29 protein-coding genes are annotated in these 25,865 nt (G+C 75.5%); 9 read left to right on the top strand and 20 right to left on the bottom strand.

From position 1 onward, the window contains the following. Positions 1–29: 29 nt before the first annotated feature. The 10 genes from FKM96_RS09305 to FKM96_RS09260 all read right to left on the bottom strand — a co-directional run bounded on the left by FKM96_RS09305 (position 30) and on the right by FKM96_RS09260 (position 9,990). Positions 30–2,540 carry a cation-translocating P-type ATPase gene (locus FKM96_RS09305; RefSeq protein ID WP_147797021.1) on the bottom strand — a complete coding sequence of 837 codons (2,511 nt, stop codon included), beginning with the start codon at positions 2,538–2,540 and terminating at the stop codon, positions 30–32. A gap of 74 nt (positions 2,541–2,614) precedes the next feature. Beyond that, positions 2,615–2,848, bottom strand: a complete 234-nt coding sequence (locus FKM96_RS09300) for a heavy-metal-associated domain-containing protein (protein WP_147794992.1) — start codon at positions 2,846–2,848, stop codon at positions 2,615–2,617. Positions 2,849–2,880: 32 nt separating this feature from the next. Then, positions 2,881–3,162, bottom strand: a complete 282-nt coding sequence (locus FKM96_RS09295) for a metal-sensitive transcriptional regulator (RefSeq protein WP_147794991.1) — start codon at positions 3,160–3,162, stop codon at positions 2,881–2,883. 50 nt (positions 3,163–3,212) lie between these two features. Continuing rightward, entirely contained in the window at positions 3,213–3,512 is a 300-nt protein-coding gene (locus FKM96_RS09290) for a type II toxin-antitoxin system Phd/YefM family antitoxin (RefSeq protein ID WP_147794990.1), read from the bottom strand. A gap of 511 nt (positions 3,513–4,023) precedes the next feature. Next, a complete protein-coding gene (gene fni, locus FKM96_RS09285) occupies positions 4,024–5,154 on the bottom strand; it encodes a type 2 isopentenyl-diphosphate Delta-isomerase (protein ID WP_147794989.1) in 1,131 nt (376 codons plus the stop codon). Further along, positions 5,151–6,275: a phosphomevalonate kinase gene (locus FKM96_RS09280; protein ID WP_246855282.1), complete on the bottom strand. Its 1,125-nt coding sequence runs from the start codon at positions 6,273–6,275 to the stop codon at positions 5,151–5,153. Before FKM96_RS09280 ends, fni begins: the two co-directional genes overlap by 4 nt. Continuing rightward, a complete protein-coding gene (mvaD, locus tag FKM96_RS09275; RefSeq protein WP_147794988.1) occupies positions 6,272–7,267 on the bottom strand; it encodes a diphosphomevalonate decarboxylase in 996 nt (331 codons plus the stop codon). The genes FKM96_RS09280 and mvaD overlap by 4 nt, the downstream gene beginning before the upstream one ends. Continuing rightward, on the bottom strand, positions 7,264–8,286 hold the full coding sequence (gene mvk / locus FKM96_RS09270) for a mevalonate kinase (protein ID WP_210417402.1): 1,023 nt from the start codon (positions 8,284–8,286) through the stop codon (positions 7,264–7,266). Before mvk ends, mvaD begins: the two co-directional genes overlap by 4 nt. Beyond that, on the bottom strand, positions 8,283–9,635 hold the full coding sequence (locus FKM96_RS09265) for a tripartite tricarboxylate transporter permease (protein WP_147794987.1): 1,353 nt from the start codon (positions 9,633–9,635) through the stop codon (positions 8,283–8,285). Before FKM96_RS09265 ends, mvk begins: the two co-directional genes overlap by 4 nt. A gap of 94 nt (positions 9,636–9,729) precedes the next feature. Beyond that, on the bottom strand, positions 9,730–9,990 hold the full coding sequence (locus tag FKM96_RS09260) for a hypothetical protein (protein ID WP_147794986.1): 261 nt from the start codon (positions 9,988–9,990) through the stop codon (positions 9,730–9,732). A 226-nt stretch (positions 9,991–10,216) separates the two neighbouring features. Between FKM96_RS09260 and FKM96_RS09255 the strand changes: the two genes are divergently transcribed. After that, positions 10,217–11,110, top strand: a complete 894-nt coding sequence (locus FKM96_RS09255) for an SDR family oxidoreductase (RefSeq protein ID WP_147794985.1) — start codon at positions 10,217–10,219, stop codon at positions 11,108–11,110. A 6-nt stretch (positions 11,111–11,116) separates the two neighbouring features. Here FKM96_RS09255 and FKM96_RS09250 read toward each other — a convergent pair whose 3' ends face one another. From FKM96_RS09250 to FKM96_RS09235, 4 genes are all read right to left on the bottom strand, one after another. Then, positions 11,117–11,866, bottom strand: coding sequence for a uracil-DNA glycosylase (locus FKM96_RS09250; RefSeq protein WP_305764245.1), 750 nt, complete (start codon positions 11,864–11,866; stop codon positions 11,117–11,119). 5 nt (positions 11,867–11,871) lie between these two features. Then, complete coding sequence (locus tag FKM96_RS09245; RefSeq protein ID WP_147794984.1) at positions 11,872–12,492, bottom strand: L-threonylcarbamoyladenylate synthase; 621 nt, start codon at positions 12,490–12,492, stop codon at positions 11,872–11,874. A gap of 58 nt (positions 12,493–12,550) precedes the next feature. Next, positions 12,551–13,150, bottom strand: coding sequence for a bifunctional 2-polyprenyl-6-hydroxyphenol methylase/3-demethylubiquinol 3-O-methyltransferase UbiG (locus FKM96_RS09240; RefSeq protein WP_147794983.1), 600 nt, complete (start codon positions 13,148–13,150; stop codon positions 12,551–12,553). Between the two features lie 81 nt (positions 13,151–13,231). Next, positions 13,232–13,696, bottom strand: coding sequence for a hypothetical protein (locus tag FKM96_RS09235; RefSeq protein ID WP_147794982.1), 465 nt, complete (start codon positions 13,694–13,696; stop codon positions 13,232–13,234). Between the two features lie 107 nt (positions 13,697–13,803). Between FKM96_RS09235 and FKM96_RS09230 the strand changes: the two genes are divergently transcribed. Continuing rightward, positions 13,804–14,826, top strand: a complete 1,023-nt coding sequence (locus FKM96_RS09230) for an aldo/keto reductase (protein WP_147794981.1) — start codon at positions 13,804–13,806, stop codon at positions 14,824–14,826. 19 nt (positions 14,827–14,845) lie between these two features. Continuing rightward, positions 14,846–15,262 carry a MerR family transcriptional regulator gene (locus FKM96_RS09225; RefSeq protein ID WP_246855281.1) on the top strand — a complete coding sequence of 139 codons (417 nt, stop codon included), beginning with the start codon at positions 14,846–14,848 and terminating at the stop codon, positions 15,260–15,262. A 14-nt stretch (positions 15,263–15,276) separates the two neighbouring features. On the opposite strand, the gene FKM96_RS09220 is transcribed toward FKM96_RS09225, so the two are convergent. From FKM96_RS09220 to FKM96_RS09210, 3 genes are all read right to left on the bottom strand, one after another. Next, positions 15,277–17,358 (bottom strand): elongation factor G, encoded by a 2,082-nt coding sequence (locus tag FKM96_RS09220; protein ID WP_147794979.1) that lies wholly within the window; start codon positions 17,356–17,358, stop codon positions 15,277–15,279. A gap of 123 nt (positions 17,359–17,481) precedes the next feature. Continuing rightward, positions 17,482–18,411: an FKBP-type peptidyl-prolyl cis-trans isomerase gene (locus tag FKM96_RS09215; protein ID WP_217614810.1), complete on the bottom strand. Its 930-nt coding sequence runs from the start codon at positions 18,409–18,411 to the stop codon at positions 17,482–17,484. Positions 18,412–18,505: 94 nt separating this feature from the next. Next, positions 18,506–18,901: a helix-turn-helix domain-containing protein gene (locus tag FKM96_RS09210; RefSeq protein ID WP_147794977.1), complete on the bottom strand. Its 396-nt coding sequence runs from the start codon at positions 18,899–18,901 to the stop codon at positions 18,506–18,508. 120 nt (positions 18,902–19,021) lie between these two features. Between FKM96_RS09210 and FKM96_RS09205 the strand changes: the two genes are divergently transcribed. The 5 genes from FKM96_RS09205 to FKM96_RS09185 all read left to right on the top strand — a co-directional run bounded on the left by FKM96_RS09205 (position 19,022) and on the right by FKM96_RS09185 (position 23,703). After that, positions 19,022–19,885, top strand: a complete 864-nt coding sequence (locus FKM96_RS09205; RefSeq protein WP_147794976.1) for an SDR family oxidoreductase — start codon at positions 19,022–19,024, stop codon at positions 19,883–19,885. Between the two features lie 57 nt (positions 19,886–19,942). Continuing rightward, a complete protein-coding gene (locus tag FKM96_RS09200) occupies positions 19,943–20,953 on the top strand; it encodes a TIGR03557 family F420-dependent LLM class oxidoreductase (protein ID WP_147794975.1) in 1,011 nt (336 codons plus the stop codon). 61 nt (positions 20,954–21,014) lie between these two features. Beyond that, positions 21,015–21,380, top strand: coding sequence for a hypothetical protein (locus tag FKM96_RS09195; protein ID WP_147794974.1), 366 nt, complete (start codon positions 21,015–21,017; stop codon positions 21,378–21,380). A 161-nt stretch (positions 21,381–21,541) separates the two neighbouring features. Next, positions 21,542–22,672: a VIT1/CCC1 family protein gene (locus FKM96_RS09190; RefSeq protein ID WP_147794973.1), complete on the top strand. Its 1,131-nt coding sequence runs from the start codon at positions 21,542–21,544 to the stop codon at positions 22,670–22,672. 89 nt (positions 22,673–22,761) lie between these two features. Further along, the gene (locus tag FKM96_RS09185) at positions 22,762–23,703 is read left to right on the top strand and encodes a siderophore-interacting protein (protein WP_147794972.1); all 942 of its coding nucleotides are present in this window, start codon (positions 22,762–22,764) and stop codon (positions 23,701–23,703) included. A 60-nt stretch (positions 23,704–23,763) separates the two neighbouring features. Here FKM96_RS09185 and FKM96_RS09180 read toward each other — a convergent pair whose 3' ends face one another. Continuing rightward, a complete protein-coding gene (locus FKM96_RS09180) occupies positions 23,764–24,270 on the bottom strand; it encodes a hypothetical protein (RefSeq protein ID WP_147794971.1) in 507 nt (168 codons plus the stop codon). Between the two features lie 61 nt (positions 24,271–24,331). Continuing rightward, complete coding sequence (gene bsh, locus FKM96_RS09175; RefSeq protein WP_147794970.1) at positions 24,332–25,279, bottom strand: choloylglycine hydrolase; 948 nt, start codon at positions 25,277–25,279, stop codon at positions 24,332–24,334. Between the two features lie 185 nt (positions 25,280–25,464). On the opposite strand from bsh, the gene FKM96_RS20635 reads away from it, so the two are divergent. Beyond that, entirely contained in the window at positions 25,465–25,641 is a 177-nt protein-coding gene (locus tag FKM96_RS20635; RefSeq protein ID WP_168216932.1) for a hypothetical protein, read from the top strand. A gap of 31 nt (positions 25,642–25,672) precedes the next feature. On the opposite strand, the gene FKM96_RS09170 is transcribed toward FKM96_RS20635, so the two are convergent. Continuing rightward, positions 25,673–25,852, bottom strand: coding sequence for a hypothetical protein (locus tag FKM96_RS09170; RefSeq protein ID WP_147794969.1), 180 nt, complete (start codon positions 25,850–25,852; stop codon positions 25,673–25,675). Between the last annotated feature and the right edge of the window lie 13 nt (positions 25,853–25,865).

Genomic DNA, 25,865 nt, shown 5'->3' with positions numbered 1-25,865 from the left:
CGGACGCCTCCGAGGAGGAGGTCGCCGGGTCAGGCGAACCGGCGCAGCCGGAGCGAGTTCGCGACCACCAGCACCGACGAGAACGCCATGGCGGCGCCCGCGATCATCGGGTTGAGCAGGCCGAGCGCCGCGAGCGGGATCGCCGCGACGTTGTACGCGAACGCCCAGAACAGGTTCTGCTGGATGACCCGGAGCGTGCGGCGCGCGAGCCGGACCGCCTGCGGGGCGGACCGGAGGTCGCCGCGCACGAGGGTCACGTCGGCGGCCTCGATGGCCACGTCGGTCCCGGTGCCCATCGCGAGCCCCAGGTCCGCGGTGGCGAGCGCCGCGGCGTCGTTCACGCCGTCGCCGACCATCGCGACCCGCCGGCCCTCGCCCTGGAGGCGCCGGACCACGTCCACCTTGTCGGCGGGCAGCACCTCGGCCACCACGTCCGCCTCGGCGATCCCGACCGACCGGGCCACCGCGCGGGCCGCGCCCGCGTTGTCGCCCGTGAGCAGCACCGGCCGGAGCCCGAGAGCGCGCAGGTCCTCGACCGCCTGCCGCGAGCCCTCCTTGACGGGGTCCCGCAGCACGAGCACGCCGCGGGCGGCGCCGTCCCACGCGACCAGCACGGCGGTCGCGCCGTCGGCCTCGGCGGCGGCGAACCGCGCGCCCAGGTCGCCGTCGGCGGGGACGCCCTGCTCGGCCAGCCACGCCGGCCTGCCGACCAGGACCCGCCGCGCCAGCCCGACGCCGGCGTGCGCCGCGCGGACCACGCCGCTGACGCCGCGTCCGGCCTCGGCCCGGAACTCGTGCACCTCGTCGGTGCCGATCCCGACGCCGTCGCCGCCGATGCCCGAGGCCTCCGGGGCGAGCCCGGTGGCGGCCTCGGCGACCGCGCGGGCGATGGGGTGCTCGGCGAGCGCCTCGACGGCCCCGGCGTACCGGAGCACCTCCCGCTGCGCGTCGTCCCGGGCGGGGCCGTCGGCCCCCGGGTCCGCGTCCCCGTCGCCGGGGGTGAGCACGGCGACCAGCGCCATGCGGCCCTCCGTCACGGTGCCGGTCTTGTCCAGCACGACGGTGTCGACCGCGCGGGTCTGCTCGAGGATCTCCGGGCCCTTGATGAGCACGCCGAGCTGCGCCCCGCGGCCGGTCCCGACGAGCAGGGCCGTCGGCGTGGCGAGCCCGAGGGCGCACGGGCAGGCGATGATCAGCACGGCGACCGCGGCCGTGAACGCCGTCTGCGCGGACGCGCCCGACAGCAGCCACACGGCCAGGGTGCCGACCGCGAGCACCAGGACGATCGGCACGAACACCGCCGAGATCCGGTCCGCCAGCCGCTGCACCGGCGCCTTGCCGGTCTGCGCGGCGGCGACGAGCCGGCCGATCTGGGCCAGCCGGGTGTCCTCGCCGACGCGCGTCGCCCGGACGACCAGGTGGCCGCCCGTGTTGATGGTCGCGCCGGTCACGTCGTCGCCGGGGCCGACGTCGACGGGCACGGGCTCGCCGGTCAGCAGGCTGGTGTCGACGGCACTGGTGCCGGAGACGACCACGCCGTCCGTGGCGACCTTCTCGCCCGGGCGGACGGCGAACTCGTCGCCCACGCCGAGCCGGTCCACGGGGACGCGCTGCTCGGTGCGCCGGCCGTCGGGGCCGGTCACGAGGAGCGCCACGTCCTTGGCGCCGAGGTCGAGCAGCGAGCGCAGGGCGTCCCCGGCCCGGCGGCGCGAGCGGTGCTCGGCGTACCGGCCGGCCAGCAGGAACGTCGTGACGACGGCCGCGACCTCGAAGTACAGCTCGGGCATGTGCGTGCCCATGCCGTCGTCGGCGGCGGGCCAGAGCGTCGGGGTCATGGTCATGCCGAGCTCGCCCGCGCCGCCGAGCAGCAGCGCCCAGAGCGACCAGCCGGTGGCCGCGACGATGCCGATCGACACCAGGGTGTCCATCGTCGACGCGCCGTGCCGGGCCGCCCGGACCGCGGCGCGGTGGAACGGCCAGGCCGCCCACGTCGCGACCGGGAGCGCGAGCACGGTGACCAGCCACTGCCAGCCGGTGAACTGCCACGCGGGCACCATCGACAGCAGCAGCACGGGGACCGTGAGGACGGCCGCGACCCGGAGCCGGCGGCGCAGGTCGGTGCCGCGCGCGTCCGTCGGGGCGGAGGTGTCCTCGTCGGGGTCCATGTCGTGCCCCGGGGGCATGCTGTGGCCGGACAGGGCGTGCTCGGTGGGGTCCATGCCGGCCATGTCGTGCCCGGCGTGCTCCGCGTCGTGGCGCGCGGCCGCGCCGTGCTCGGCACGCTCGTCCGTCGCCGTCGCCGTCGCCGTCGCCGTCGCCGTCGCCGCGGGTGCGGTCAGGTCGCGGCTCCCGGTCACCGTCGCGTCGTACCCGGCGGCGCGCACGGCGGCGACCAGCGCGTCGACGTCCGGCGTGCTGCCGTCCTCGGCGGCGGACACCTCGACGTGCGCGCTCTCGAGCGCGAGGTTCACGGTCGCCCGGGCGCCGGGGACGCGGTTGAGCCGCTTCTCGACGCGCGCGACGCAGGACGCGCAGGTCATGCCCTCGACGGCGAGGTCGACGGTGCCGACCGGGGCGACGGGCAGGTCGGCGGTGGTGCGCGGGTCGTCGGCTGTCACAGCAGCGACTTCCGCGGGGTGACGGCGTAGCCGGCCTCGTCGACGGCGGCGGCGATCGCCTCGTCGGTGAGCGGTGCGTCCGAGGTGACGATGACGGGCGACGACCCGCCTGCGACCAGGTCGACCTGCACGTCGGTCACGCCGGGCAGCGCGGTGAGCTCCTCGGTGACGTGGCGGACGCAGTTGCCGCAGGTCATGCCGTCGACGGCGAAGCTGGTGGTCTGGCTCATGGGTGGTTCCTCTCGCGATGCGGGTCGGGGGGTCAGGAGCGGACGAGCCGGGCGATGGCCTCGGAGGCCTCGCGGACCTTCTCGGCGCCGGCCTCCTCGGACTGCCGGGCCGCGTCGACGACGCAGTGGCCCAGGTGGTCCTCGACGAGGCCGATGCTGACGGCCTGCAGCGCCTTGGTCACGGCGGCGACCTGGGTCAGGACGTCGATGCAGTAGACGTCCTCGTCGACCATGCGCGCGATGCCGCGGACCTGCCCCTCGATGCGCTTGAGGCGCTTGAGGTAGTCGTCCTTGTCGCCGCTGTACCCGTGCATGTCCGCTCCCTCCAGGCGAGGCGCGACCGCACCCCGTCACGAGTGGAACGCTATACCCCCTGGGGGTATTCCGCGGGGACCGAGGTCCCGATGGGCGGCTGGTCGGTGCCGGTGTCGGGGGACGCCCGGATGCGCGCGGCCCACTCGTCGAGCGTCTCGACCTCGCGTGCGCCGGGGTCGTCCTCGAGCCGGCGGAGCAGCCGGAAGTCGTCGACGCCGATGAGGACCGCGACGAGCTCGCCGTAGCGCCACAGCCCCACGCGCCCGTGCCCGAACGCCACCTCGTTCACCATGGACGCGAGGTGGGTCCGGAACTCCCGCGCCGTCGCTTCTCTCGTGATCGTGTGCATGCCTCGACGCTAGGGCCCGGGAGCGGCGTCACGGCGGTCGTCCCCAGGCGGATTCGCCACTGCTGGTGGCGCTCGCGTCCGCTGGCGGGTGCACCGTGTACGCGGCGTGATCTGGCGGACGCGAAGTTCATTCTGGGCGCGAGTACACGAGGTACGCAGTGAGCGCCGTGCACACGAGCGCGAGCTCACGGGTTCCTCGACGACTTGGGGTGACACGGTGGACGCACGCGGAGAACGGACCCGGTACCGCCGCGCCGAGGCTGCCCGTGGGCAGGGTGCCGTCCGCCCGCGCTGCACGACACCGTGTACGCACTCTCGGGATGGGGGTCGGCTTCGCTGGGGTGCGCCGTGTACGCACTCTCGGGATGGGGGTCGGCTTCGCTGGGGTGCGCCGTGTACGCACTCTCGGGATGGGAGCCGACTCCGCTGGGGTGCGCCGTGTACGCACGCGGGGCGCGGAGCGCCGGCCGGGCCGGGGTGGGGTGCAGTGCGGGCGCGGCGGCCCGGGGGGTCAGAGACCGCTGCGGCGGGCGAACGCGCGGGCGTCGACGCCGCGGAGGTCGCAGAACTCGCGCACCGGGCCGGTCAGCAGCAGGTCCACGTGCCGGAGGTCGGCGACGGAGCGGGCGCCGAGCAGCGTCATGATGTCGCCGACCTGGGTCAGCCAGGACTCGATGCGGGCGACCAGGGCGGCCTCGCCGTCGGTGAGCAGCGTGCGGAGGAACCCGCCCGCGACACCGACCGCCGTGGCACCGAGCGCGAGCGCGCGCACGACGTCGAGCGGGTGTCGCACGCCGCCGGACGCCAGGAGGTCGACCCCGTCGACCGACGAGGCGTCGAGCAGACCCTCGACGGCGGACTGGCCCCACGAGGCCAGGTAGTCCATGCCGCCGTCGGTGCGGCGCGCGGACTCGATCGCGGTGAAGTCGGTGCCGCCGCGGCCGGAGACGTCGACTGCGGCGACGCCGAGGTCGCGCAGCCGCTCGACGGTGCCGCGGCTCATGCCGGCGCCGACCTCCTTGACGACCACGGGGACGTCCACGCCGTCGACGATGGCCGCGATGTTGTCGGCCCAGCGCGTGAAGTCGCGGTCGCCCTCGGGCATGACGATCTCCTGCGCGGGGTTCACGTGCACCTGGAGGCCGTCGGCGCCGAGGATCTCGACCGAGCGGCGCGCCTGGGCGGGCGTGAGGTTGGCGTTGACGTTCGCCAGCACGAAGCCGTCCGGGTTGAGGTCGCGCAGCACCCGGAACGACGGGATCGCGGCAGGCTCGCGGTGCAGGATCCCGGTGGAGCCGGACGCGATCGGGACGCCGGTCTCCCGCGCGGCGACCGCGAGGGCGCGGTTGATCGTCGCGGTGTGCGCGGTGCCGCCCGTCATGCCGTTGATGTAGAGCGGCACCGGCCAGTCCAGCACCCGACCGGTGGCCCGCAGCGACACCTGCGCCCGGTCGCCCGCGGCGAGCGGGTGGTTCATCGGGCGGACGTGGTCGAAGTCGCTCGGGCCGGGCTCGGCGTGCTGGGCGACGGCCAGGCGGACGTGGTCGTCCTTGCGGCGCGCGTCCTGCTCGGCCGGCGTCGCCACGTCGGCGTCGCCGACGGGCTGGTCCTGGCCCGACAGGGGGACGTCGTCGCGGGTCATCGCACGTCCTCGGCGTCGCACGGCTGCTGGACCCGCAGGGACAGGTGCCGCACGTCGGACAGCGCCCAGTCGCGCAGCATCGGCTCGAGGTCGGTGTCGGCGTCGACGAGCACGATGCCGCAGTCGCCGCCGCCCGCGCCCGACGACTTCGCCGCCGCGCCGACGCTCTCGGCCGTCTCGCACAGCGTGCGCAGCGCGGGGGTCTCGATGTCGACGCCGGCGGCGCGGGCCAGCGAGGTCAGCAGCCCGCGCGCGCGGTGGATCTGCGCCTTCGCGGCGGGGGCGTCGTCGCGCTCGATGGCGTCGGCCAGCGCGTCCACGCACTCCCGGGAGGCGGCGAGGAAGTCGGGGTAGTGGGCCTCGGCGGCGCCCTTGCGGGACTGCATCCGCTCGACCAGCCGGGTGGTCGACGCCGGGACGCCGGTCCAGCCGACGACGAGCCGCATGGTGCGGGGCGTCGGGAGCCGTCGGACGGACAGGCCGGGCCAGTCGGCGTCGAGCAGCGCGGACAGGGGCCGCCGGGCGCCCGAGGACTCGGCGGCGGCCTGGGCGGTGCGCAGCCAGTCGCGGTCGAGCGCGGCGTACCGGATCCACCCGCCGTACAGGCTCGCCGCGACGTCGCCGCCGGAGCCCATCGGGTTCACCGCGACCGTCGCGAGCAGCGCGAGCCGCAGCAGCCGGTCGGTCGGCAGGTCGAGCGCGTAGAACCGGTCGAGCGCCCGCACGGTCGCGGCGGTGACGGCCGCCGACGACCCGAGGCCGAACTTCCGGCCCGACTGGTCGTCGAGCTCGGAGGTGATCGTGATGTCGTAGAAGCCGAGCTCGCGGCCCTGCTCCGCGGCGAACCGCTCCACCACGTCGATCGCCGCGAGCACGTAGTCGAACGGGCGGCTGTCGTGGTCGAGCACGACCCGGCCGCCGTCCCGCCGCCACACGACGGGCAGCCGGCCGTACTGGTCGGACGCGATGGACCCGGCGCCCTCGGCGCGCGCCAGCCGGACGGTCACGTGCCGGTCGACGGCGACGAGCACCGCGGGGTACCCGGCCTCGACCACGGCGTACTCGCCGGCGACGAACAGCTTGCCGGGGGCGCTGACCTCGATGGCCTCGAGCGCGGTCACGCGGCACCTCCCGTCGTCACGCGCAGGTCCGGCCCGGGGCGCGCGGTCACCACGTGGCGGGTGCCGCCCTCGGACAGCGCCTCGGCGACGGCCGGGAGGTCGCGCCCGGCGCACAGCACCTTGACATTCGGGCCCGCGTCGATGGTCGCCCAGCACGGCAGGCCGTCGGCGCGCAGCGCCTGCACCTGGTCGAGCACGCCGACGGTGTGCGCGGTCCAGTACCGGACCGGCGGGCGCGCGCCGAGCATCGTCGCGTGCATCCGCAGGGCGTTCGACTCGGCCAGCGCGCCCAGGGTCGGCAGGTCGCCGGCGCGCACGGCGTCGAGCATGAGCGCGACGTCGACCTCGGTCGACCCGGTCCAGGACGGGAAGAACGGAGAGGTCTCGACGGTGCGGCGCATGGCCTCGCGCGACGAGATCGACTTGGGCCCGGCGTCGAGCACGACCACGGCCATCGCCGGGTCGAGGGGACCGCCCGCCTCGCCGCCCGGCACGGGCTCGGCGAACGACGAGGCGTCGTCGGTGCCCGCGTGCCAGACCACCAGGCCGCCGAAGACCGAGCGCGCCGCCGACCCGGAGCCGCGGCGGGCCAGCCGGGAGAGCGCGCGGGCGTCGAGGTCGAGCCCGTACGCGGCGGCCGCGGCCCCGGCGAGCGCGGCGAACCCGCTCGCGGACGACGCGAGGCCCGCACCGGTCGGCACGGTCGAGACGGACGTGACCGAGGCGTGCACGGACGAGCCGGCGAGCGAGCGCACCAGGTCGAGGAACCGCCGGACCCGCACGACCTCGCCGTCCGACATCAGCCGGCCGTCGAGCGCGCCGGAGTCCTCCGACGCGGCGGGGTCGAGCGTCACGGTGGTCGTCGCGTGGAACGCGTCGAGCGTCAGCGAGAGGCTGGACGTCGCGGGCAGCGCCAGGGCCTCGTCGCGCTTGCCCCAGTACTTGGCGAGCGCGATGTTCGCGTGCGCGACGGCGGTCGCGGAGTCAGTCATCCGAGGGGCACCTGGGCGGAGGGGGCGGCGGGGCGCCGCGCGTCGGTCCGGTGCAGCCACGTGCGCGCCGCTCCCGCGCGGCGCAGGGCAGCGGCGATCGTACCAGCGGAGGCCGCGTCGGCCGCGAGCGCCAGCATGCATCCGCCCTGGCCACCGCCCGTCAGCTTGGCGCCCAGCGCCCCGGCCGCGAGGGCCGCGCCGACCAGGCGGTCCAGCTCGGGGGAGGAGACGCCGAGCTCCGCGAGGGCGCCGTGCGCGCGGGTCATCCGGGCGCCCAGCTCCGCGGGTCGGTCGAGGGCCAGGTCGTCGACGACGTCCCGGGTGATCGCCCCGAGCTCCGCGATCAGCTCCGACCCGCGGGCCGGGTGCCGGTCCCGGAACGACCGGACGTCGGCGACCGCGACCCGGGTCCGCCCGTGCACGCCGGTGTCGGCGACCACGAGGTGCGCGCGCAGGGCCAGGTCGAGCGGCCGGATCTCGCCGGCCTGGAACCACACCGGCTCCGTGGAGGCGGTGGTGCGGGCGTCCAGCCCGCTGGGGTTGCCGTGCGCCACCCGCTCGCCGACCTGGACGAGGTCGAAGTGCTCCTGCGGGGTCAGCGTGCGGCCGGCGAGGTCCGCCAGCGCGAGCGCGAGCGCCCCGGCGGTGGCGGCGCTGGAGCCGAGCCCGCGGGCGGCGGGGATCGTCGACTCCGTGGACAGCACGACGTCCCGGTGCGGCAGGCCGAGGTGGTCGAGCGTGGCCTCGACGGCGGCGACCGGGGCGGCGAGCTGCTCGGGGGCGTCGGACAGCGCGCCGGAGTACAGCACGGACTCGAGCGACAGCGGCCCCTCCTCGCGCCGGGCGACGGCGCGCATCGGGAGGCTGGCGAGCGGCAGCGCGATCGCGGGCTCGCCGTACACGACGGCGTGCTCGCCGACCAGGATCGCCTTCGCGCGGGTGTGCCCCGTCCCGGTGGCGCGCGGGGCGCCCGGGCCGGTGCTGCGCGGGTTCGAGCTCGAGATGGTCCGACTCCTCACATCAGGTGCGCCACGAACCACGGGGCCGCGTACAGCGACATGAACTGCACCCCGAAGTTGACGCCCAACCGGTTCAGCGTGCCGCAGGTCAGCCCGACCAGCAGCACGGCGAAGACGTTGACGAGCCCCGCGTCCAGGTAGGCGAGGAGCAGGACGAACACGATGAACAGCGCCAGCACGGCCTCGTGCGGCACGTACCGGGTCACGAGCGCGGTGAGCCGGAACGAGTACCGGACCGCCAGCACGTAGGACAGCACCAGGGCGAGCGCCCCGCCGACCACCACCGCGACCACGAACTGCGACGTCGACAGCAGCTGGTGCAGGTTGTTGTCGAGCGTGAGCACGGGCGGCGCGTTGAACAGCGCGTTCGCGGGGCCGACGGCGACGGGCGACAGCGGCAGCCCGACCGCGAGGAGCGGGATGATCACGCCGGCCAGGTACGTCGAGTGCGCGAGCGCGGCCATCGACGTGATCGCCCGGGACGACCGCTCGACGGGCTGCTGGGCGCGTGCGCCGGACGCCTCACCCATGAGCAGCGTCAGCGCGACCGGGCTGAGGAAGAACAGCGGCGTCGACGCGGCGGACACGGTGGCCGAGGCGCCGAGCTCGGCGCGGGTCAGCAGGCGCCGCGGGCTCAGCGGGGCGCCCTTCAGCTCCGACCGCGTGATGACGACGGGCGTGCGGCCGGCGCGGGGGAGCGCGGCGCGCAGCGTCGGGTTGAGCAGCGTGGCCAGGCTGAGCAGCAGCGGGCCGGCCGTGATCGACAGGAAGAACGACACCGTGATCGTGCCGTCCTCGGGCAGCACGCCGGTCTGCCGGTACAGCGCCTGCACGCCCTGGAACAGCAGGCCGAGCGGGATGATCGCCAGCAGCGACAGCACCTTGTTCTTGCCGATCAGCGCCAGGACCACCGCGCCGCCGACGAACAGCAGCGCCCCGTACTCCCGGAGCTGGTCGGCGAACGGCGTGATGGCGCTCGCGATGAGCAGCGCCAGCGGCACCGAGATGAGCGTGCCGACCACCGACCCCGCCGCCATCTTGCGGATCGTCTCCGCGGCGCGGCCTTCCCGCTTGAGCAGGAGGGCGTGGTCGATCATCGGCGCGGAGAGCACGCCGCCGGGCAGCCCGACGAGCGCCGTCGGGATCGAGTTCGTGAGGTTCAGCGTCACGACCGCGGCGATGAAGAACGCCAGCACGACCTGCGGGTCCGTGCCCGCCAGGACGAGCGCGAGCGTCACGGGCAGCAGCACCGAGGTCTCGTCGGTGCCGGGGATGAACCCGATCAGCGTGTACAGCGCGACGGCCGCGAGGGCGGCGGCGACCATCGGCAGCAGCAGGGAGAGGTCCACGGAGGTCTTTCGGTGCGGGGCGCCCGTCCGGATGGGTGGCGGCGGGCGCGGCGGCTGGCGCGCGGGGGGTGCGCGCGGCGGGGTGCGGGCGGCGTCAGGCCGGTGGCGGCCCCGCGTCCACGTCCTCGTCGGCGACGATCCGCACGTCCCGCTTGGGCCGGATCAGCGCGACCGCGGCGACGAACCCGACGACGGAGCCGCCGAGGCCCCAGAAGAACTCGGACGAGCCGAGGGCGCGCCCGACGACGACGGCGCCGACCGTCGCGGCGGCGGTGACCGCGAGCGCCAGCAGCAGGTCGCGCATCGACACGCGGTCGCCCCAGATCTCGACGTACTGCTCGTCGCCTTGGCTCACGTTCCTCCTCAGGTCCGGACCGCCACCCTAGGACTCCCGCTGCGGGGAGCCTGTGCGGCGGTTGTGCGCGCGACGTGGACGTGCGGGTCGGAGCGCGGGTGGCCGACGGCCACTGTGGGGTGACCAGGCCCGCGGCGGCAACTCGGGGCGACGCGCCGGGGGTCGACACGCCGAGGTTCACCCGCTCCGGTGGCGGTCCGCCCCGGGGTGCGGACGATGGGTGAGCATGAGCGACCAGACGACGCCCCAGGACCCGCAGACCCAGCACCCGGAGCCCGAGCAGCCGGCGCAGAACATCCCGCACCCCGGCCTCACGGACGACATGCGGCAGCAGCCCGACCACGGCGAGGAGTCGTACGTCGGCTCCGGCCGGCTGGAGGGCAAGCGCGCGCTGATCACCGGCGGCGACTCCGGCATCGGCCGCGCCGTCGCCCTGGCGTTCGCCCGCGAGGGCGCGGACGTCGCGATCTCCTACCTCCCGGACGAGGAGGAGGACGCGCAGGAGACGGTCCGGCTGGTCGAGGACGCCGGCCGCCGCGCGCTGACCCTGCCCGGCGACATCCGCGACGAGGCGTTCTGCGCGGAGCTCGTGCAGCGCACCGTGTCCGAGCTCGGCGGGCTGGACGTGCTGGTCAACAACGCGGCCTTCCAGATGTCCCAGGAGAACGGGCTCCTCGACCTCACGACCGAGCAGCTGGACCGCACCTTCAAGACCAACCTGTACGCGATGTTCTGGATCACCAAGGCCGCGCTCCCGCACCTGCAGCCGGGGTCGAGCATCATCAACACCACGTCGGTGCAGGCCTACGAGCCCAGCCCGCAGCTCATCGACTACGCGACCACCAAGGCCGGCATCCTCAACTTCACCAAGGCGCTGGCGCAGCAGGTCGCCGAGCAGGGCATCCGGGTCAACGCCGTCGCACCCGGGCCGATCTGGACCCCGCTGATCCCCGCGACGATGCCGGTGGAGAAGGTGAAGGAGTTCGGCGCGGACACCCCGCTGGGCCGCGCGGGCCAGCCGGCGGAGCTCGCCCCGGCCTACGTGTTCTTCGCGAGCCAGGAGAGCAGCTACATCACCGGCGAGCGCATCGGCGTCACAGGCGGCCGCTCGCTGGCCTGAGCGGCGTCAGGCCGCCAGGGCGCGGGCGCGGAGCAGGACCGCGTCGAGCATGTCCGGGGTCAGGCGGCCGGTGAAGGTGTTCTGCTGGCTGACGTGGAAGCAGCCCAGCAGGGTCAGCCGATCACCGGTCGCCGGGCGGTCCAGCACCACCTCGGCGCCGTGGCCGAACCGCGGGCGCGGGCGCGGCACCGCCCAGCCCTGCTCGGCGAGCGTGCGGAGCAGCGCGTCCCAGCCGAACGCCCCCAGCACCAGGGCGACCCGCGGGCGGACGATCTCGAGCTCGCGCGCGAGCCAGGGACCGCAGCGGTGCCGCTCCTCGGGCAGCGGCTTGTTGTCCGGGGGCGCGCAGTGCACCGGCGCGGTGATCCGGACGCCGGTGAGCGTCAGCCCGTCGCCGGCGTGCGTCGAGGTGGGCTGGGAGGCCATGCCGACGCGGTGCATCGCGGCGAACAGGAAGTCGCCGGACCGGTCGCCGGTGAACATCCGGCCGGTCCGGTTGGCGCCGTGGGCAGCCGGTGCGAGGCCCACGACCAGCACCGCCGCGTCGGGGTCGCCGAACCCGGGCGCCGGGCGGGCCCAGTACTCCTGGTCCCGGTAGGCGGCGCGCTTCACGGTCGCGACGTGCTCCCGCCAGGCGACCAGCCGCGGGCAGGCACGGCACTCGACGACGGCGCCGTCGAGCTCGCCGAGGTCGCGCGCGCCGGGCGCGGTCGCGGCGGGGAACCCGGGGTCGTCGGGCAGCGCGGACGGGAACACGGGCGTCAGGCGAACCGGTCCGGGTCGCCCGCGCCCTCGCGGACCACCTCGGGGTAGCCCTCCGACCAGTCGACCACCGTCGTCGGCTCCGCGGACACCTCGCCGGCCTCGATCACCGCGTCGACGACGTGGTCGAGCTCCTCCTTGACCGTCCAGCCGTCGGTCTGCGGCTCGGTGTCGCCCGGGAGGATCAGCGTCGAGGACAGCAGCGGCTCGCCGAGCTCGCGCAGGATCGCCTGCACCACCCGGGAGTCGGGGATCCGGACGCCGACGGTCTTCTTCTTCGGGTGCGCCAGCCGCCGGGGGACCTCCTTGGTCGCCGGCAGGATGAACGTGTACGGCCCCGGCGTCGCGGCCTTGATCGCCCGGAACGGCGCGTTGTCGAGCCGCACGAGCTGCCCGAGCTGGGCGAAGTCGGTGCACATGAGCGTGAAGTGGTGCTTGTCCGTGAGGTGCCGGATCGCACGGATCCGGTCGGCGCCGGTGTGGCTCTCCATCCGGCACCCGAGCGCGTACCCGGAGTCGGTGGGGTAGGCGATCAGGGCGTCGTCGCGCAGCAGCTGCACGACCTGCCCGATCGACCGGGCCTGCGGGTCGTGGGGGTGGACGTCGAAGAACCGGGCCATGCGGTCGAGGGTGGCACGCCGCCCGCGCGCCGACCACCCCGGGATCGGCGGCCGCGGTTCAGCCCAGCACCGCCACCAGGAAGTCGGCGTCCGGCCCGAACGGCCGCAGGTCCCAGGTCGCGAACCGGTGCTGCACGACGAACCCCGCGGCCGCGGCGTCGGCGTCGAGCGCCTCGAACGCGTACCCGCGCCCCGCGCCGAACCCGACGACCAGCCGCCCGCCTGGCGCGAGGTGCGCGCGGATCCGCCGCAGCACCTCGGCCTCCGTCCCCGGGGCGACGAACGTCAGCACGTTGCCCGCCATGACCGCCACGTCGAACGGCTCGGCGACGCCCGCCGCCCTCAGGTCCAGCTCGGCGAGGTCGCCGACGTGCCAGTCGCCCTCGGGGTGGTCGGCGCGCGCGGCCTCGACGAGCAGCGGGTCGACGTCGACCCCGACGACGGTGTGGCCCCGGAGCGCGAGCTCGCCGCCGACCCGGCCCGGCCCGCAGCCGGCGTCCAGCACGCGGGACCCGCGGGGCACCATCGCGTCGATCATCCGGGCCTCGCCGGCCAGGTCGGCTCCCTCGGCGGCCATCGTGCGGAACCGCTCGACGTACCAGGCGGACCGGTCGGGGTTCTGCTGGCCGATCTGCTCCCACCGGGTGGGCTGGCGCATGGGGGCTCCTCGGGGACGGCGGCTGACGGGGCGCGGACCCGAGCCTAGGAGGGACGCAGCCGCGCTGCAGCCACCGGGACGTCAGCGGTGGACGGCCCTCGTCGCCTTCTTCGCCGCCTTCGCCCCGGCCTTCTTGGCCGACGACGTCAGGGTGTCGATGAGGTACGACGCCGCGGCGCCCAGGATGACGACGTCCTTCGCGATCCCGACCCCGTCCGGGTTCGGCCGCGGGTCGCCCTCGCCGCGGTGCAGCGCCGGCGTGCGGAGGTACATGCCGACGAGCGCGGCGGAGAACGCGGTGAACCCGGTGGCGACGACGACGCGCGGCAGCACCGGGACCAGCAGCGCGGTGCCGAGGCCGACCTCGGCCGCGGCGAGCCCGGTCGTGAACGTCTTCGGGTCCACGCCGGACAGGAACGGGTACGCGCCCGCGGCGGTGCCGTGCAGGCCCTTCGCGGTCTCCTCGTCGGCGCCGAGCTTGTCGAGGCCGGAGTTCAGGATGTACGCGCCGGCGCCCAGGCGCAGCGGCAGGTGGCGGAGCTTCACGCGGTCCTCCTCGGGGGTGGGTGGTGCCTCGACGCTACGACCGCGCGCCGGGAGCCGCAGGGCGACGCCTTGACTTCGAGCGCACTCCAAGGAGGACCGTCGCGGACATGAGCCTCACCACCCGCACCCTCGGCAGCGCCGCGCACGGCACCGCCCTCACCGTCTCCGCCCTCGGGCTCGGCTGCATGGGCATGTCCGAGTTCTACGGGGCCACCTCCGCGCCCGGCTCCGACCAGGAGCGCGAGTCGGTCGCCACGATCCACCGCGCGCTCGACCTGGGCGTCACGCTGCTCGACACCGCCGACATCTACGGCCCGCACACCAACGAGCGCCTGGTCGGGCGCGCGATCGCCGGCCGCCGGGACGAGGTCGTGCTCGCCACGAAGTTCGGCATCGTCCGCGACCCCGACCCGACGGTGACCCGCCGCGGCGTCGACGGGCGCCCCGAGTACGTGCGCGCGGCGCTGGACGCCAGCCTGCAGCGGCTCGGCGTCGACCACGTGGACCTGTACTACATGCACCGGATGGACCCGAAGGTCCCCGTCGAGGACACCGTGGGCGCGCTCGCGGAGGCGGTCCAGGCCGGCAAGGTGCGGCACCTCGGGCTGTCCGAGGCGGGGCCCGCGACGATCCACCGCGCGCACGCGGTGCACCCGATCACCGCCGTGCAGACGGAGTACTCGCTGTGGACCCGGGATGTCGAGGCGGAGGTGCTGCCGACGCTGCGCGACCTCGGCATCGGCCTGGTGCCGTACTCGCCGCTGGGTCGCGGCATGCTCACCGGCGCCATCGCGGCGCGGGACGACCTCGCGCCCGACGACTTCCGGCGCGCCAACCCCCGGTTCGCCGGGGAGGCGTTCGGCGCCAACCGCGCGCTGGTCGAGCGGGTGCAGGCGCTCGCGGCCGAGCGGGGCGTCACGGCGGCGCAGCTCGCGCTCGCCTGGGTGCTGGCCCAGGGCGAGGACGTCGTGCCGATCCCCGGCACCCGCCGGGTCCGCTACCTGGAGCAGAACGTCGCGGCCGCCGACGTGCGGCTCACCGCCGAGGACCTCGCGGCGCTCGCGGACGCCGTGCCGCCGCAGGCCGTCGTCGGCGACCGGTACCCCGACATGTCGACCATCGGGCGGTGAGCGGCGCATGCTGAGGGGCGTGACCGAGGAGAGCCGCACCCTCACCATCGCCGAGGCCGCCGCGGCGACCGGGCTGACCCCGCACACGCTCCGGTACTACGAGCGCGACGGGCTGCTGCTCGACGCGGTCGAGCGCGCGTCCTCGGGGCACCGCCGGTACACCGAGCGCGACCTCGGCTGGATCCACCTGCTCACCCGGCTGCGCGCCACCGGCATGCCGATCCGGGAGATCCGGGAGTACGCCGACCTGGTCCGGCAGGGCGAGGGCACCGAGCCGCAGCGGATGGCGCTGCTGCAGGCGCACCGGGACGCGGTGCGGGCGCAGCTGGCGGAGGTGACCGAGCACCTCGCGGCGATCGAGATGAAGATCGACGTCTACGCGGGGCGGCTGGGGTCGGGGGTCCCGGTGCCGGAGGCGGCCGCGGCGGCGGGCTGAGGGGCGCCGCCGCGTCACACCGGCGCCAGGTGCCCCGGCCGGACCTCGTAGTCGCCGGGCGCCAGCACCACCTCGCCCCGCCCGCCGGTGAGCGCCCGCAGGTCGAGCGCGTACCGGACGACCTCGGCCTCCGGGACGACCGCCTCGATCCGCACCCGGCCGTCGTCGGTGGTGCTGCTCGAGCTGATCCGCCCGCGCCGCCCGGAGAGGTCGCCGAGCACGTCCCCCTGCGCCTCGGGCGGCACGACGACCGTGACCCGCAGCGTCGGCTCCAGCAGCACGGTCCCGGCGGAGGCGAGCGCGGCGCGGACGCCCGCGGCGGTGGCGGTGCGGAACGCCACGTCCGAGGAGTCGACGGCGTGCGCCTTGCCGTCGTGGACCTCGACCTGGACGTCGACGACGGGGTGCCCGAGCGGCCCGCCCGCGGCCAGCGCCTCGGCGGCGCCGCGCTCGACGGCGGGCAGGTAGGACCGCGGCACCGCGCCGCCGACCACGGAGTCGACGAACGCGAAGCCGGACCCCGGAGGCAGCGGGCTGAGCCGCAGCTGCACGACGGCGAACTGCCCGTGCCCGCCGGACTGCTTCTTGAGCCGGCCCTCGGCCTCGGCGGCGCGGGCGATCGTCTCCCGGTAGGCGATCCGCACCGGCTCGGTGGTCACGTGCACGCCGAACACCCGGGCGAGCCGCTCGACGGCCACCGCGAGGTGCGCGTCGCCGAGCCCGCGCAGGACGGCCTGGTGCGCGGTGCGCTCGACGACCAGGGTCGGGTCCTCGGCGGCGAGACGGGTCAGCGCGCCGGACAGCTTGTCGTCGTCGGCCTGGCTGACCGGGACCAGCGCGAGGCCGAGCACGGGCGGCCGGGCGGGCAGCGTCGCGGGCCGGACCGGCTGGGCGCGCGAGGCGAGCAGCGTGCCGGTCGGGGCCGAGCCGAGCTTGGCGACCGCGGCGATCCCGCCCGCCGCGACCGCGTCGACCGGCAGGTGCTCCCGGCCCCGGAGCCGGAACAGCCCGTGCAGCCGCTCCTCGGTGCCGGCGGCTGTCGTCAGCCGGTCGCCCGAGCGCACGGTGCCGGACAGCACCTTGAACACCGACACCTGGCCGACGAACGGGTCGGCCACGGTGCGGAACACGTGCAGGACGGTCTCACCGGCCGGGTCGGCGGGCAGCTCGGTCTCCGCGCCGTCGTCGGGGCCGCCGCCGCCGACCCGCAGCCGCGCGGGCCGGTCGGTCGGCGCGGGGCCGATCTCGCACACGAGGTCCGCGAGCCGGTCGATGCCGACCCCGGTGGCCGCGGAGGCGACCAGGACGGGCACGGCGCCCCCGGAGGCGACCTCGCGGGCCAGCGTGCGCTCGAGGTCCACCGGGCCGGGCTCGTCGCCGGACAGGTACCGCTCCAGCTGGTCGTCGTCGTGGGCGACGATCTCCTCCGTGACCTCGCCGTGGAGGCGCTGCTCCTCGTCCGCGACGTCGGCGGGGAGGTCGCAGTCGCGGTGCCGACCGTCGGCGCCGTAGTCGAACCCGCGGTCGGAGAGCACGTCGGCGACGCCGTGCAGCGCCTGCTCCTCGCCGAGCGGCAGCTCCAGCGGCAGCACCGCGGCGGCGTCGTGCCCGGTGCGGACGGCGAGGTCACGGACCTGGTCGAGCACCCGGTGGAAGTCGGCGCGGGCGCGGTCCTCCTGGGAGACGACGACGAGGCGGGGGATCCCCGCCTCGTCGCACCGGCGCCACGCCGCCTCCGTCCCGGACTGGACCCCGTCGACGGCGCTCACCACCACCACCGCGAGGTCCGCGACCGCGAGGGCCGCGTCCACCGCCCCCGCGAAGTCCGGAGCCCCCGGGGTGTCCAGGAGGGTCATGCGGTGCGGGCGGCCCTGGCTGCACGTCCAGTCGAGGTCGGCCACGCCGAGCGCCACGGAGGAGCCGCGGGCGACCTCCTCCGGCTCGTGGTCGCAGACCGTCGAGCCGTCCTCGACCCGGCCGGCGCGGGGGACGGCCCCCGCGCGCAGCAGCAGGGCCTCGGCGAGTGTCGTCTTGCCGGATCCGGCGTGGCCGACGAGCGCCACGTTCCGGACCGTCGGCGTCGTTGCCGCGTCCATCGCACGTCCTTCTGGATCGGTGCCGGGACGGCCAGGCTAACCACGCGGGTCGCGGGAACGACAGGGACCTCGGTCGCTGGTGCGACCGAGGTCCCTGTGCTGCGCGTACCCCGCCGGGTGCGATCAGGACGCGGAGAGGATGTCCACCACGAAGACCAGCGTCGAGTTCGCCGGGATGCTGCCCGACTCCTGGTCGCCGTAGCCCAGCTCCGGCGGGATGATCAGCAGCACCTGGCTGCCGACCGTCTGGCCGACGAGGCCCTGCTGCCAGCCCTGGATGACGTTCGTCAGCGGGAAGGTCGTGGCCGAGCCGCGCTCCCAGGACGAGTCGAACGACGTGCCGTCCCACAGCCAGCCGCTGTACTGGACGGTGAGGGTCTGGCCCGCCTCGACGGCCGCGCCGGCGCCCTGGATCAGCGGCTGCACGACCAGCTCGGTCGGCGGGTCGGTGTCGAGCGGCTCGATCGACGGCGCGCCGTCCTCGTCGAGCGTGACGGTCGGCAGACCCTCGGGCAGCGGGGTGACCGCGGTGCCCTCGGCGCGGGTCGGGACCGCCTCGGTGCCGACGACCTCGACGGCGAGCAGCGACGTCATGCCGTTGGCGGGGTTCGCGAACAGCAGGCGGGCGCCGATCTGCTGGCCGACGAGCTCGTCGAGCAGCACCGGCGGCAGGTTGTCGCTGGTCGCGAGGTACTGCTGCGGCTCGGCGCCGTACGTGCCGCCGAGGGTGCTGCCGTCCTCGCCGCTCACCGCGGCGATGTTGACGGTGACCAGGTCGCCCTCGGCCACGGTGTCACCCGTGCCCGGGGTGACGACCCGCGCGACCGGGGCGGACACCGAGAACGGCTGCTCGAAGTCGAACGCGGGCTCCTGGCCGGCGTCGCCGGTGAGGGTCACGGCCTCGAGCGCGGCGACGTCCTCGGCGGACGCGGTCGCGGCGGCGGTGGCGGACTCGGAGGCGCTGGGGGAGGCGGAGTCGTCGGAGCCCCCGTCGCTGCACGCGGCGAGCAGCAGCAGGGACGCGGCGAGGAGGGTGGCGGCCGTACGGCGCACGTGCTCGTCCTTCGGTCGGGTGCGGGGGTTGCGGTGGGCCATCGTAGGCGCCCCGGCTGTGACACCCCCGGGACCGGTGCCCGGGGGCGGTGGTTCAGGGCCGCGCGACCATCGCGTCCGCGTGCCGCACGATCCAGCCCATCAGCGGCAGCAGGTGGTCGGCGAGCTCGCGGCCGAGCGGGGTGAGCGAGTAGTCGACCCGGGGCGGGATGGACGGGGTGGCCTCGCGGAGCACCAGGCCGTCGGCCTCGAGCGTGCGGAGCGTGGAGGCGAGCATCTTCTCGCTGATGCCCTCGACGAGCCGGCGCAGCTCGCCCCAGCGGAGCGTGCGCTCCGACAGCGCAACCAGGACGAGCACACCCCACTTGCTGGTCACGTGGTCCAGGACGACCCGGCTCGGGCACGCGGAGGCGAGGACGCCGTCTGTGAGCAGGTCACCCAGAACAGATCCGGGGGTGGCCGTGGCCGTGTCCTCGATGCTTACCGCCATGCCAGTACCTTACGCGAAAGTGGGTACCGGCGATCGGGAAGGGTGGGCGACGGCCGGCCGTTGGGGCAGGTGCCGGACGCGTCAGGCGGCCGGCCACGCCCACCTCGGAGGAGCTCCACCATGTCGATCGTCGTCACCGGCGCCACCGGCCACCTCGGCCGCCTCGTCGTCACCCACCTGCTCGCCGACGGCGTCCCGGCCGACCAGGTCGTCGCCGCCGGCCGTCGCACCGAGACCCTCGCGGACCTCGCCGAGCGCGGCGTGCGCGTCGCGACCCTCGACTACGGGCAGCCGGAGACCATCGCGGCCGCGCTCGAGGGCGCCGAGACCGTGCTGCTGGTGTCGGGCAGCGAGGTCGGGCAGCGCGTCGAGCAGCACCGCGCCGTCATCGAGGCGGCCAAGGCCGCGGGCGTGCGCCGCCTCGTCTACACGTCCGCGCCGAAGGCCGACACCTCGCCGCTGGTGCTCGCCCCCGAGCACAAGGCCACCGAGGACATCCTCCGCGCGTCCGGCCTGACCTTCACCATCCTGCGCAACGGCTGGTACACCGAGAACTACGTCGGCGACGTGCAGCAGGCGCGGGAGACCGGCGAGATCGTCGGCTCGTTCGGCGACGGCCGGGTGGCCTCCGCGCCGCGCGACGACTTCGCCGCGGCGGCCGCCGTCGTGCTGCGCACCGAGGGCCACGACGACGCCGTGTACGAGCTGTCCGGCGACGAGGCGTGGGGCTTCGACGAGCTCGCCGCGGCCGCGTCCGAGGTGCTGGGCCGCCCGGTCGTCTACCGCGCGGTGTCGCCGGAGCAGCGCGCCGCCGACCTCGCCGCCGCGGGCCTGGACGAGGGCACCGTCGGCTTCGTGGTCGCCCTGGAGGGGAACACCCGCGACGGCCTGCTGGCGGAGACCCCGGGCGACCTGTCGCGCCTGATCGGCCGCCCGACCACCCCGCTGGTCGAGGCCCTCCGCGCGGCCCTCGCCCAGGCCTGACCGCTCGGCCGGCCGCTCCGGATGCCGGGGCGGCCGGTCGGTGTGAGGCTCGATCGCATGACGCGATTCGGGTACACCCTCATGACCGAGCAGTCCGGGCCGAAGCAGCTCGTGGGGTACGCGGCCGACGCCGAGAAGACCGGCTTCGACTTCGTGGTCTCCTCGGACCACTACTTCCCGTGGGTCGACGAGCAGGGGCACGCGCCGTACGCGTGGTCGCTGCTCGGCGCGGTCTCGCAGGTGACGTCCCGCGTCGACCTGATGACCTACGTGACCTGCCCGACCGTCCGGTACCACCCGGCCGTCGTCGCGCAGAAGGCCGCCACCCTCGGCGTCCTCTCCGACGGCCGGTTCACCCTCGGTCTCGGTGCGGGCGAGAACCTGAACGAGCACGTGGTCGGCGAGCGCTGGCCCGCGGTCGGCGAGCGGCACGACATGCTCGAGGAGGCGATCGAGATCATCCGGTCGCTGCTCGACGGCGACCGCCTGACGTTCGACGGCGTGCACTTCCGCACCGACTCCGCGCAGCTCTGGGACCTCCCGGACACCCCGGTGGAGATCGGCGTCGCCGTGTCCGGCGCGCAGTCGGTGTCCCGGTTCGCGCCGCTGGCCGACCACCTGGTCGCCACCGACCCCGAGGCAGACCTGCTGCGGTCCTGGGACGAGGCCCGGGCCCAGGCCGCGGACGCGATCGGCGGCCAGACCCCGCCGCCGTCCCGCAAGATCGGCCAGATCCCGATCTCGTGGGATCCTGACCTGGCGACGGCGAAGGAGCGGGCGCACGAGCAGTTCCGCTGGTTCGCCGGCGGCTGGAGCGTGAACGCCGACCTCCCGACCACCGAGGCCTTCGCGGCCGCGAGCCAGTTCGTCCGGCCGGACGACGTCGCCGACACCATCCCGTGCGGCCCCGACCTCGACGCGATCGTCGCGAAGATCCAGCCGTACTGGGAGGCCGGGTTCACCGACATCGCGCTGGTCCAGGTCGGCGACCAGGCGCAGCAGCGGTTCCTCGACGAGGTCGCGGGCCCGCTGCTCGAGAAGCTCCGGGACGCCGCGCCGTCGTCCTGAACCCCGCGATTGCGCAACCGTACGGTTTCACACCCGAGCAGTTGAGAGGGAGGTGCGGCCGATGGCCGTCACCGCATTCCAGGACCTGCCGCTGGCCGACCGCGACCGCGAGTGGGACGGCGCCGCCGCCGAGAAGCGCGTCCGTGCGTGGGCGGGCGCCGAGGACGAGCCGAACGAGAAGTACCGGGACGCGCACGTCTGGTACGACGCCGACGCGAAGCAGAACTTCACCGCGTACAAGCTGCTGGTCGCCGACGTCGTGGGCGGGAGGCTCGTCGCGGTGCCGCGGGGCGTGTTCGCCGCGGCGGCCGTCATGCAGGGCTCGCGCGGCGGGGTCGACCTGCCCGCGAAGGACGTCGACCGCGTGAAGAGCCACCTCGCGAAGTACTACGCGAAGCTCGAGGAGACGCCGCCCTGGGAGGACTGAGACCGGGTCGGGCGGCCGCGGCCGTGCGCACCGCCTCGCCGCACCCGCTCACGGGGACGTCCGGGGCCGCGGCCGAGGGCGGTGCGGACGCCCCGATTCGGCCGCCCGAATCGGCGCGGATCGCGTGACTCCGGGCTCCGGTGCGCCCACCATGGAGCACCGTGCCACCCACCGACCAGGCCCCCGGGGCCCCCGCCGTCGCGCCCACCGCCCGCCAGATCCGCCGCTGGCGCCGTTACCTCGCGGACGAGCGCGCCGAGGCCGCCGCCTACCGCGACCTCGCCTCGCGCCGGACCGGCGAGGAGCGCGCGATCCTGCTCGCCCTCGCCGACGCCGAGAAGCGGCACGAGCAGCACTGGCTCGACCTGCTCGGTGACCGCGTCGGCCGCCCGCTGCCCGGCGACATCCGGTCACGGGTGCTCGGCGCGCTCGCGCGGCGGTTCGGGGGCGTGTTCGTCCTGGCGCTCGCCCAGCGCGCCGAGGCGCGGTCCGGCTACGGCGACGAGGCCGACGCCACCGCGACCATGGCCGCGGACGAGCGCATCCACGAGGAGGTCGTGCGCAGCCTCGCCATGCGCGGGCGCAGCCGGATGTCCGGCACGTTCCGCGCCGCGGTGTTCGGCGCCAACGACGGCCTGGTGAGCAACCTGGCGCTGGTGCTCGGCATCGGGGCGAGCGGCGTCGCGACGTCGACGGTCCTGCTGACCGGCCTCGCGGGTCTGCTCGCCGGCGCGCTGTCGATGGGCGCGGGCGAGTACGTGTCGGTGCGGTCGCAGCGCGAGCTGCTGGAGGCGTCCCGCCCGAGCGCGCAGGCGCGGGACGCGCTGCCGCACCTCGACCTCGACGCCAACGAGCTCGCCCTGGTCTACCGGGCGCGCGGCATGGGGGCCGACGAGGCGCAGGCCCGGGCGGCCACGGTGCTGGCGGACCTGTCGGCGGTCGGTGGTGCCGCCGCCGCGCTGCCGGCCCAGGACGCGGCGAGCGCGGGCGAGGAGGTCGACGAGCACGAGACCGTCGGCAGCGCGATGGGCGCCGCGCTGGCGTCCTTCTGCTTCTTCGCGGGCGGCGCGATCGTGCCCGTGGTGCCGTACCTGATCGGGCTCGAGGGCTGGGCCGCGGTCGCGCTGGCCTCCGGCCTGGTCGGCATCGCGCTGCTCGGCACCGGGGCGACCGTCGGCGTGCTCTCGGGGTCGTCGCCCGCAAAGCGCGCGCTGCGGCAGCTGGCGATCGGGTTCGGCGCCGCGGCCGCGACCTACGTGCTGGGGCTGGCGTTCGGGACGTCGACGGCCTGACGGGCCGTCGCCGGGGCCGGGGTGTCCAGCCTGTGGGATGTGTCACACGGGGGGTGAGGTAAGCCTTGCCTTCGGGTTACGGTGACGACATGACAGCGTCCACCGCCGCGCCGGCCGTCACCACGCCGTTCCGGTTCTTCGACGTCCGGGTGTCGCGGATCGTGGACCTCAGCCCCTCGTTCCGCCGGTTCACGTTCACCGGCGACGACCTCGACCAGTTCGCCGACAACGGCTTCGACCAGCGCATCAAGCTGCTGCTCCCGCTGCCCTGCGGCTACGACGTCGTCCCGACCGGCGAGTCCTGGTACCTGCAGTGGCGCGAGCTGCCCGACGAGCTCCGGCACCCGATCCGCACATACACCGCGCGGACCGCCCGCCACGACGTCCGCGAGCTCGACGTCGACATGGTGCTGCACGGCGACGCCGGCCCCGCGTCCGCGTGGGCCGGCTGCGCCCAGGTCGGCGACTCGCTCGTCATCCTCGGCCCGAACCGCGAGCACGCGGGCCCGTCCGGCGGCATCGACTTCGTCCCGCCGGCGCACGCCGACCGCCTGCTGCTCGCGGGCGACGAGACCGCCGCGCCCGCCATCGCCGGCATCCTCGAGCGGCTGCCCCGGGACGCCCGCGGCGAGGCGCTGATCGAGGTCCCGGTCACCGGCGACGCGATCCCGGTCGACGCCCCGACCGGCGTCACCGTCCGCTGGCTGCCGCGCGACGGCGCCGCGCACGGCTCGCTGCTCGTCCCGGCCGTGCAGGCCGCGTGCAAGCGGCTCATGCCGCACGACGCCCCGCTGCCCGAGGGCATGGAGCTCGAGGACGTCGACATCGACTCCGGCATCCTGTGGGAGGTGCCCGTCGACTGGTCGACCGGCGAGCCCCTGCGCCAGTCCGCCGCGCTGTACGCGTGGCTCGCGGGGGAGGCCGGGGCGATCAAGACGCGGCGCCGGCACCTCGTCGGGTCGTGCGGGGTGGACCGGAAGGCCGTGGCGTTCATGGGGTACTGGCGCGAGGGGCGGGCCGAGGGGGCCTGAGGGGCCCTGCCGACCTGATCGACCCCACCCCGACGCCGAGCGGCCCGGGCCGCGCCGACGTCAGACGCACGCCCAGCAGTACAGCGCGTCACCGCGCTCCCGCGCGCCCCGGGCGAGCCCGGCCAGGTCGCGCAGGAACTCCGCCAGCGACTCCGGGTCGGAGATCCCGGCGAGCTCGTCGGTCCGGGACCAGGGGACGGCCACCGCGGCCAGCGTCGCGGCGTCCGCCCGGGTGAGGGCGTCCACGACGACGTCGTCGACCCGCAGCACCACCTCCGCGCCGTCGTCCTGCATCGCCACCGGGTCGCGCCGGTCGGCGGCGGCGAGCACCTCGTCGAACGTCCGCCCGGTCAGCAGGGCGGTGACGGTGCCGAGCACCACCACCGGGTCGATGCTCCCGCCCGCCACGGTCGGGAACCCCGAGCCCGCGGCGGCCGCGGCCGGGAGGGGTTCCCCGTGCGGCCACCCGGCCGGCGCCGGGACGCCGGCCGGTCCGCCGTCCCGGTCCACGACCTCGGCGGCGGACTCGTCGGACGGCGCGGCGAAGTAGTCGCAGATCAGGCCCATGCCGACCATCCTGCCCGGTCACGCGGCCGGGGACGAGGCGCCCGTCGCCGCGCCGCGGGCGCTACACCTCGACCAGCTCCGCCCCGTCGGTCGGCTGGTCGCCCAGCGCGGCGCTCCGGACCGCCGGGTCCTCGTAGGTGTTCCAGTAGTACGTCCCGGTGCGCGACGAGAACAGCCCGGTGTAGATCGTCTTCTCGAACTCGCCGGAGGCCATGGCCGCGGCGCCGTCCACCATCGCCACCTGCTGCAGCGTGTGGAACGCGCGGCTGACGTTCTCCTCCTCCGTCGTCTTCTCGGGGTAGTGCGCGTGCACGTAGGCCGCGCGGACGAACCGCGACGGCGAGGAGTAGTCGCCCGGGACCCCGCGCATGTGCGAGCCCGAGCCGAACGGCGTCAGCTTCGCCCGGCCGACCACGGTCTCGTCGGGGAACTCCGGCGAGACGTTGAGGTAGTTCCGCAGGTTCTCGTGGTGCCAGCCGAAGCCGGGCTGGTTCGTCAGGACGTCGACGTCGTCGTCGAAGACGTGCAGGCCGTCGCTCGTGTGCTCCAGGACGATCGCGCGGTCCGCGTCCCCGACGACCCAGTGCAGCAGCGAGCTCGGGTAGCGCTCGTCGACCGGCCGGTCCACGACGACGACGTCGCGTAGCGCCACCTCGACCTCGTCGACCGACGAGAACTGCGCCGCCACCCAGAACGGCAGCTCGAAGGCGGCGACGTTCGTCGCGCCCTCGACCGGTCCAGTGGCGTACTGCGCGTACCCCGGGAAGTTGAGGCCCGCGACGGCGAGCCCGGCGTCGTTGCCGCAGTCGAAGTACAGCGGCGTGCCCGCCTCCACGATCCCCATGCCGATGACCGCGTGCCGGACCTCCGTGACGGCGCCGAACGGCGACCGCGGGCGGTACCCCGTCGGCGTCACCACGACGTGCTCGCCGTAGCCGCTGGTCCAGTCGAGATTCCGTGCCAGGTAGAGATGGCCCTGGCCGTCCGAGAACCGGATCCCTGTGCACATGTCGAAGCCCCCTGCCGGAGCGGCGCCTCGACCGGAGCGTCTCGCAGCCGCGGTCGGGCTCGCTCGTCGTCGGCGTCCGAGCCCCCTGCGTACCGCTCGGACGCGCGCGTCGAGCATCCCGCGGGCGGACACGGTCGGCATCTGGGCGGATGCGTCGACCCGCGCCGCGGGCCAGGGTGGATCCCATGAATCGGAAGCACCAGCGGCTTCTCGGCGCGGTCGGCGCCGTGGTCTTCGCCGTCCTGGCGGTGACGTTCGCGGTGCGCGGCGGGACGCTCGACCTCGTGATGGCGGTGCTCGCCACGGCGGTGGCGGCCGCCCACGCGTACACGGCGGTCAGGCGGCCGAGGCCGCCGCGCTGACGCGCCCGGCCGACCCGGGCACGGGTGTGGCCTACTCGCGCGGCAGCGGCGCCTCGCCCCGGGCCGCCCTGCGGCGTGCGTCGAGCTCGGCGAGCACCTGACCGAGGATCACGAACGCCATGGCCGCGGCGGTCCACCAGTTCCGGACCAGGACCGACCCCACGCCGATGACGACCGCCACCACCACGAGGCCCAGCCGGAATCCGCGCACCTCCTCAGCCTGC

This window comes from Cellulomonas sp. Y8 (assembly GCF_008033115.1).
Taxonomy (GTDB): Bacteria; Actinomycetota; Actinomycetes; order Actinomycetales; family Cellulomonadaceae; genus Cellulomonas.
This window is presented reverse-complemented; position numbering and strand designations above follow the sequence as displayed.

Excerpts from the sequence above, each read along its gene's own strand:
- FKM96_RS09305 (WP_147797021.1), bottom strand. The coding sequence starts at position 2,540 with ATGACCTGCGCGTCCTGCGTCGCGCGCGTCGAGAAGCGGCTCAACCGC.
- FKM96_RS09300 (WP_147794992.1), bottom strand. The coding sequence starts at position 2,848 with ATGAGCCAGACCACCAGCTTCGCCGTCGACGGCATGACCTGCGGCAAC.
- FKM96_RS09295 (WP_147794991.1), bottom strand. The coding sequence starts at position 3,162 with ATGCACGGGTACAGCGGCGACAAGGACGACTACCTCAAGCGCCTCAAG.
- FKM96_RS09290 (WP_147794990.1), bottom strand. The coding sequence starts at position 3,512 with ATGCACACGATCACGAGAGAAGCGACGGCGCGGGAGTTCCGGACCCAC.
- fni (WP_147794989.1), bottom strand. The coding sequence starts at position 5,154 with ATGACCCGCGACGACGTCCCCCTGTCGGGCCAGGACCAGCCCGTCGGC.
- mvaD (WP_147794988.1), bottom strand. The coding sequence starts at position 7,267 with ATGACTGACTCCGCGACCGCCGTCGCGCACGCGAACATCGCGCTCGCC.
- FKM96_RS09255 (WP_147794985.1), top strand. The coding sequence starts at position 10,217 with ATGAGCGACCAGACGACGCCCCAGGACCCGCAGACCCAGCACCCGGAG.
- FKM96_RS09245 (WP_147794984.1), bottom strand. The coding sequence starts at position 12,492 with ATGGCCCGGTTCTTCGACGTCCACCCCCACGACCCGCAGGCCCGGTCG.
- FKM96_RS09240 (WP_147794983.1), bottom strand. The coding sequence starts at position 13,150 with ATGCGCCAGCCCACCCGGTGGGAGCAGATCGGCCAGCAGAACCCCGAC.
- FKM96_RS09230 (WP_147794981.1), top strand. The coding sequence starts at position 13,804 with ATGAGCCTCACCACCCGCACCCTCGGCAGCGCCGCGCACGGCACCGCC.
- FKM96_RS09220 (WP_147794979.1), bottom strand. The coding sequence starts at position 17,358 with ATGGACGCGGCAACGACGCCGACGGTCCGGAACGTGGCGCTCGTCGGC.
- FKM96_RS09210 (WP_147794977.1), bottom strand. The coding sequence starts at position 18,901 with ATGGCGGTAAGCATCGAGGACACGGCCACGGCCACCCCCGGATCTGTT.
- FKM96_RS09205 (WP_147794976.1), top strand. The coding sequence starts at position 19,022 with ATGTCGATCGTCGTCACCGGCGCCACCGGCCACCTCGGCCGCCTCGTC.
- FKM96_RS09200 (WP_147794975.1), top strand. The coding sequence starts at position 19,943 with ATGACGCGATTCGGGTACACCCTCATGACCGAGCAGTCCGGGCCGAAG.
- FKM96_RS09195 (WP_147794974.1), top strand. The coding sequence starts at position 21,015 with ATGGCCGTCACCGCATTCCAGGACCTGCCGCTGGCCGACCGCGACCGC.
- FKM96_RS09185 (WP_147794972.1), top strand. The coding sequence starts at position 22,762 with ATGACAGCGTCCACCGCCGCGCCGGCCGTCACCACGCCGTTCCGGTTC.
- FKM96_RS09180 (WP_147794971.1), bottom strand. The coding sequence starts at position 24,270 with ATGGGCCTGATCTGCGACTACTTCGCCGCGCCGTCCGACGAGTCCGCC.
- bsh (WP_147794970.1), bottom strand. The coding sequence starts at position 25,279 with ATGTGCACAGGGATCCGGTTCTCGGACGGCCAGGGCCATCTCTACCTG.
- FKM96_RS20635 (WP_168216932.1), top strand. The coding sequence starts at position 25,465 with ATGAATCGGAAGCACCAGCGGCTTCTCGGCGCGGTCGGCGCCGTGGTC.